Annotated in this window: 2 protein-coding genes, 1 tRNA gene and 2 rRNA genes; all 5 read right to left on the bottom strand. The window is 46.2% G+C overall.

All coding sequences use genetic code 11. From position 1 onward, the window contains the following. Window positions 1–95: 95 nt before the first annotated feature. The 5 genes from crcB to L4C33_RS19045 all read right to left on the bottom strand — a co-directional run bounded on the left by crcB (window position 96) and on the right by L4C33_RS19045 (window position 5,478). Window positions 96–479, bottom strand: coding sequence for a fluoride efflux transporter CrcB (gene crcB / locus L4C33_RS19065; protein ID WP_428813987.1), 384 nt, complete (start codon window positions 477–479; stop codon window positions 96–98). A gap of 138 nt (window positions 480–617) precedes the next feature. Continuing rightward, window positions 618–2,000 (bottom strand): multicopper oxidase domain-containing protein, encoded by a 1,383-nt coding sequence (locus L4C33_RS19060; RefSeq protein WP_428813986.1) that lies wholly within the window; start codon window positions 1,998–2,000, stop codon window positions 618–620. A gap of 223 nt (window positions 2,001–2,223) precedes the next feature. Beyond that, window positions 2,224–2,300, bottom strand: a tRNA-Asp gene (locus L4C33_RS19055). 67 nt (window positions 2,301–2,367) lie between these two features. Then, window positions 2,368–2,483 (bottom strand): 5S ribosomal RNA (gene rrf / locus L4C33_RS19050). Between the two features lie 102 nt (window positions 2,484–2,585). Beyond that, window positions 2,586–5,478 (bottom strand): 23S ribosomal RNA (locus L4C33_RS19045). Window positions 5,479–5,789 lie beyond the last annotated feature (311 nt).

Genomic DNA, 5,789 nt, shown 5'->3' with positions numbered 1-5,789 from the left:
GTCTCAGCCATATGGCACTCCGACAAGTTTGTTCATTATAAAAAATAGACTTGGAATTACCAAGCCTATTTGTAAATTATTTGTTCATTTCTTGCTCAAGACTTGATCAGTAGCTGAAATCCAATCCATGCTGCAGAAATACTTAGTACAACATTAAGCAAAACATTCAAGCCCATTTTAAAAAATGCGCCCTGTTGCATCAGCAAAACGTTATCCATAGAAAAAGTTGAGAAGGTGGTCAACGCACCAAGAAAGCCAAGACCTATAATCTGCCTCCACGGTTCCGTAGCCAATGAACCATTTTCAAAAGCTGCGATCAAGCAACCCATCATTAATGAGCCAATGACGTTTACAGTTAAAGTCCCGTATGGGAAACCTCTACCAAATAATGATACGCATAACTCTGAAATCAGGTAACGGGAACAAGCTCCAAATGCGCCCCCTAGAGCGATAAAGCCCAAAATTGAAAATTGCCCCATGTGTATCCCTTACGATAAGTTTTCTGAATTGTATGTGAGAACGGCTTATTTTGCCCATGATCCTAAATAAATTTTCGCAAATAGCTTCGAATAAAGTACAGCAAAGCAATATAGTTTAAAAAAGTTACAGGAGTCACTTTAGCTAACCTCAATAAATCCCATTAGCCCTGTTTTCATATGCTCAATCACGTGACAATGATACATCCACTGGCCGGGGTTATCAGCGACGAATGCCGCTTTAGCACGACCATTCTTTCCTAGCAAAACAGTATCAGTGTGAAATGGTTCGTCTAACTTTTTACCATCAAGTTCTAATACTGTAAATGTATGACCATGGAGATGAATTGGGTGGTGGTACTGAGTTACGTTTCGTAAATCAAAAATATAGGTTCGCCCTAATTCCAATCTCGCTAATGGCTCAGGAATGTTGTCTTTACTCATTCCTTCCCAAGCCCTTTTATTCATTAGCCAAAATTTAGGCACGGCTTTACCTGTTTTACTTGCAGGCGTAACTGCACCTTCCCATTCAAAAACAAAATCAAGCTCGATAGCATTTTCCAAGTCTAGTTGGGGAACAGGGTTTAAAGGCAACCTAGGAAGCTCCGGAAATCCCATCAGATCAGACTTAATACAATTAAACTGGCAAAGCTTGAATGGGAATTCACCTTTCATGTGTTGAACGGTCACGGTTGTTCCGGCTTTAGGAGCAACGATCGCGAGATCCACTCGCATCCCAGGACCTATCTTATGTCGGCCTAGCCTTCGAGGTGTAAGTATAGGATTACCATCAATTGCAATAATCCAAGCTTCTGCGCCTTCAATAGATATTGGGTAGGTAATAGTATTATCAACATTGGCGATTCTAAGACGAGTAGTAGCATTTTCTCTTAAGGTATATTCAGGGTGATGAACACCATTAACAGTACCCCACTCTCCAGGCGTCCCCATACGCGCGCTATAACGCGGAATCATGAGATCTTTCCATTGCCCTTTCTTATCTAAATGCCAATGTTTTAGCACCAGTTCATGCTCTTCATCGAATATTACAGGCGTCGACTCTTCAACAATAATTGCACCAACCAACCCCATGCCTAACTGAACAACACTGTTAACATGTGGGTGATACCAGAATGTACCCGCATCAGGTGGAGTGAACTCATAAATAAATGTTTCACCGGGCATTATTGGAGGCTGGCTAAGGAAAGGGACGCCATCCATTCCAATTGGAATTCTCAGTCCGTGCCAGTGGATAGTCGTAGGTTCATTGAGTTTATTGGTAAAACGGATTGTAACGAGTTCACCTTGGCGACAGCGAATAGTAGGAGCGGGGATCTTACCGTCAAAACCTAACACATTTGTTGTATACCCAGGGACAACCTCTGCTGTTGATGGCTCGGCAGTCAAATCATAAACGTAACGACCTTCAGTATCAGTTGATTGTTTAACTGAACATGCGGGTAACATTGTAACCGTAGCGACGGCTAACGAGCTTTGAATAAAGTGACGACGAGAGATATGCATTTTGAGTAACCACCTGTAATAATTGCTAACATTCTAGCAATTAATGAAAGTAATTATCATTTAACACTAAAGAAACGTGTTCTAGGACGATTAAGGAGAAAAGTACTGTTTGATTGAGTGCTATTGATAGGCAATAAACGTGGAAGATCTGTAGATTACACTATGAACAACCAAATTCCAGACGTAAAAAAGCCCAAGTCTTTCGACTTGGGCTTAGTATAAGTGGCGGAGTGGACGGGACTCGAACCCGCGACCCCCGGCGTGACAGGCCGGTATTCTAACCAACTGAACTACCACTCCGCAGTGGTCAACTCACTAGGTGAGCGTCCATATCTCTAGATYGGTCAATCTAAAGATTAAATTTAAAGCCTGGCGATGTCCTACTCTCACATGGGGAAACCCCACACTACCATCGGCGCTATTGTGTTTCACTTCTGAGTTCGGCATGGGATCAGGTGGGTCCACAATGCTATGGTCGCCAAGCAAATTTTAAAATTCGGAAAACTGTATTTAAAAGTCTRTCTCTTCAAACTCATTCAAGGTCTGATGTATCTTGAGTCCAWTCCAAAACCCTTTGGGTGTTGTATGGTTAAGCCTCACGGGCAATTAGTACAGGTTAGCTCAATGCCTCGCAGCACTTACACACCCTGCCTATCAACGTCGTAGTCTACGACAACCCTTTAGGACGCTTAAAGCGYCAGGGAAAACTCATCTCAAGGCTCGCTTCGCGCTTAGATGCTTTCAGCGCTTATCGATTCCGAACTTAGCTACCGGGCAATGCCATTGGCATGACAACCCGAACACCAGAGGTTCGTCCACTCCGGTCCTCTCGTACTAGGAGCAGCCCCTTTCAATTTTCCAACGCCCACGGCAGATAGGGACCGAACTGTCTCACGACGTTCTAAACCCAGCTCGCGTACCACTTTAAATGGCGAACAGCCATACCCTTGGGACCGACTTCAGCCCCAGGATGTGATGAGCCGACATCGAGGTGCCAAACACCGCCGTCGATATGAACTCTTGGGCGGTATCAGCCTGTTATCCCCGGAGTACCTTTTATCCGTTGAGCGATGGCCCTTCCATTCAGAACCACCGGATCACTATGACCTGCTTTCGCACCTGCTCGAATTGTCATTCTCGCAGTCAAGCGGGCTTATGCCATTGCACTAACCACACGATGTCCAACCGTGTTTAGCCCACCTTCGTGCTCCTCCGTTACTCTTTGGGAGGAGACCGCCCCAGTCAAACTACCCACCAGGCACTGTCCGTAATCCCGATTCAGGGACCRACGTTAGAACATCAAAACTACAAGGGTGGTATTTCAAGGACGACTCCACCACATCTAGCGACGCGGTTTCAAAGTCTCCCACCTATCCTACACATGTAGGTTCAATGTTCAGTGCCAAGCTGTAGTAAAGGTTCACGGGGTCTTTCCGTCTAGCCGCGGGTACACTGCATCTTCACAGCGATTTCAATTTCACTGAGTCTCGGGTGGAGACAGCGTGGCCATCATTACGCCATTCGTGCAGGTCGGAACTTACCCGACAAGGAATTTCGCTACCTTAGGACCGTTATAGTTACGGCCGCCGTTTACCGGGGCTTCGATCAAGAGCTTCGACCGAAGTCTAACCCCATCAATTAACCTTCCGGCACCGGGCAGGCGTCACACCGTATACGTCATCTTACGATTTTGCACAGTGCTGTGTTTTTAATAAACAGTTGCAGCCACCTGGTATCTGCGACTCTCGTCTGCTCCATCCGCAAGGGACTTCACTGATAAGAGCGTACCTTCTCCCGAAGTTACGGTACCATTTTGCCTAGTTCCTTCACCCGAGTTCTCTCAAGCGCCTTGGTATTCTCTACCCGACCACCTGTGTCGGTTTGGGGTACGATTCCTTACAATCTGAAGCTTAGAGGCTTTTCCTGGAAGCATGGCATCAATGACTTCACTACCGTAGTAGCTCGACATCGTATCTCAGCGTTAAGAAAGTCCGGATTTACCTAAACTTTCCGCCTACATACTTGAACCTGGACAACCGTCGCCAGGCCCACCTAGCCTTCTCCGTCCCCCCATCGCAATTGTAAGAAGTACGGGAATATTAACCCGTTTCCCATCGACTACGCCTTTCGGCCTCGCCTTAGGAGTCGACTTACCCTGCCCCGATTAACGTTGGACAGGAACCCTTGGTCTTCCGGCGAGGGAGTTTTTCACTCCCTTTATCGTTACTCATGTCAGCATTCGCACTTCTGATACCTCCAGCAGCCCTTACAGACCACCTTCAACGGCTTACAGAACGCTCCCCTACCCCACATACCCTAAGGTACGTAGCCGCAGCTTCGGTGTATAGCTTAGCCCCGTTACATCTTCCGCGCAGGCCGACTCGACCAGTGAGCTATTACGCTTTCTTTAAATGATGGCTGCTTCTAAGCCAACATCCTGGCTGTCTGAGCCTTCCCACATCGTTTCCCACTTAGCTATACTTTGGGACCTTAGCTGGCGGTCTGGGTTGTTTCCCTCTCCACGACGGACGTTAGCACCCGCCGTGTGTCTCCCGGATAGTACTTACTGGTATTCGGAGTTTGCAAAGGGTTGGTAAGTCGGGATGACCCCCTAGCCTTAACAGTGCTCTACCCCCAGTAGTATTCGTCCGAGGCGCTACCTAAATAGCTTTCGGGGAGAACCAGCTATCTCCAGGTTTGATTGGCCTTTCACCCCTAGCCACAAGTCATCCGCTAATTTTTCAACATTAGTCGGTTCGGTCCTCCAGTTGATGTTACTCAACCTTCAACCTGCCCATGGCTAGATCACCTGGTTTCGGGTCTAATCCTAGCAACTGTACGCCCAGTTAAGACTCGGTTTCCCTACGGCTCCCCTAAACGGTTAACCTTGCTACTAAAATTAAGTCGCTGACCCATTATACAAAAGGTACGCAGTCACACCACGAAGGTGCTCCTACTGCTTGTACGTACACGGTTTCAGGTTCTATTTCACTCCCCTCACAGGGGTTCTTTTCGCCTTTCCCTCACGGTACTGGTTCACTATCGGTCAGTCAGTAGTATTTAGCCTTGGAGGATGGTCCCCCCATATTCAGACAGGATATCACGTGTCCCGCCCTACTCGATTTCACTGATTATGATGTGTCGGTTACGGGGCTATCACCCTTTRTTGCGRSACTTTCCAGASYCTTCACCTGCATCATTAAAAGCTTAAGGGCTAATCCAATTTCGCTCGCCGCTACTTTCGGAATCTCGGTTGATTTCTCTTCCTCGGGGTACTTAGATGTTTCAGTTCCCCCGGTTTGCCTCCTGTTGCTATGTATTCACAACAGGATACGTGCTTRTGCACGTGGGTTTCCCCATTCAGAAATCCCAGACTCAAAAGGTTATTACTACCTAATCTGGGCTTATCGCAAGTTATTACGTCTTTCATCGCCTCTGACTGCCAAGGCATCCACCGTGTACGCTTAGTCACTTAACCATACAACCCGAAAGGGTCTTAATGTATGTTCAAACAACCAAGGTTTTTGGTTGTCATCAAGAAGGGTTAATTCTTGATAACTGTTTGCCGGACTCAATTGTGAATCAAACTAACGTTTGATTCGAATACAAGACACTTGAATGTGTTTGTTGTGTTTATCAATAAAGATAAACATTGAGAACTTTTAAATTTGATTGAATTACTCGTAAGTAATCAATCAGTCAGCTTTCCAAATTGTTAAAGAGCATGAGACTTCCAGAACCATTGTTCTAAAATTCGCATTTTCTAAAGACTCTCAGAGTCAAATAAAC

This window comes from Vibrio makurazakiensis, assembly GCF_050337375.1.
GTDB classification, from domain to species: domain Bacteria; phylum Pseudomonadota; class Gammaproteobacteria; order Enterobacterales; family Vibrionaceae; genus Vibrio; species Vibrio makurazakiensis.
Note: the sequence above shows the minus strand (reverse complement) of the source record. Positions and strands in the feature narration are given on the sequence as shown.

Bases quoted from the DNA above. Each gene is read 5' to 3' on its own strand.
- L4C33_RS19060 (WP_428813986.1), bottom strand. From the start codon at position 2,000: ATGCATATCTCTCGTCGTCACTTTATTCAAAGCTCGTTAGCCGTCGCT.
- crcB (WP_428813987.1), bottom strand. From the start codon at position 479: ATGGGGCAATTTTCAATTTTGGGCTTTATCGCTCTAGGGGGCGCATTT.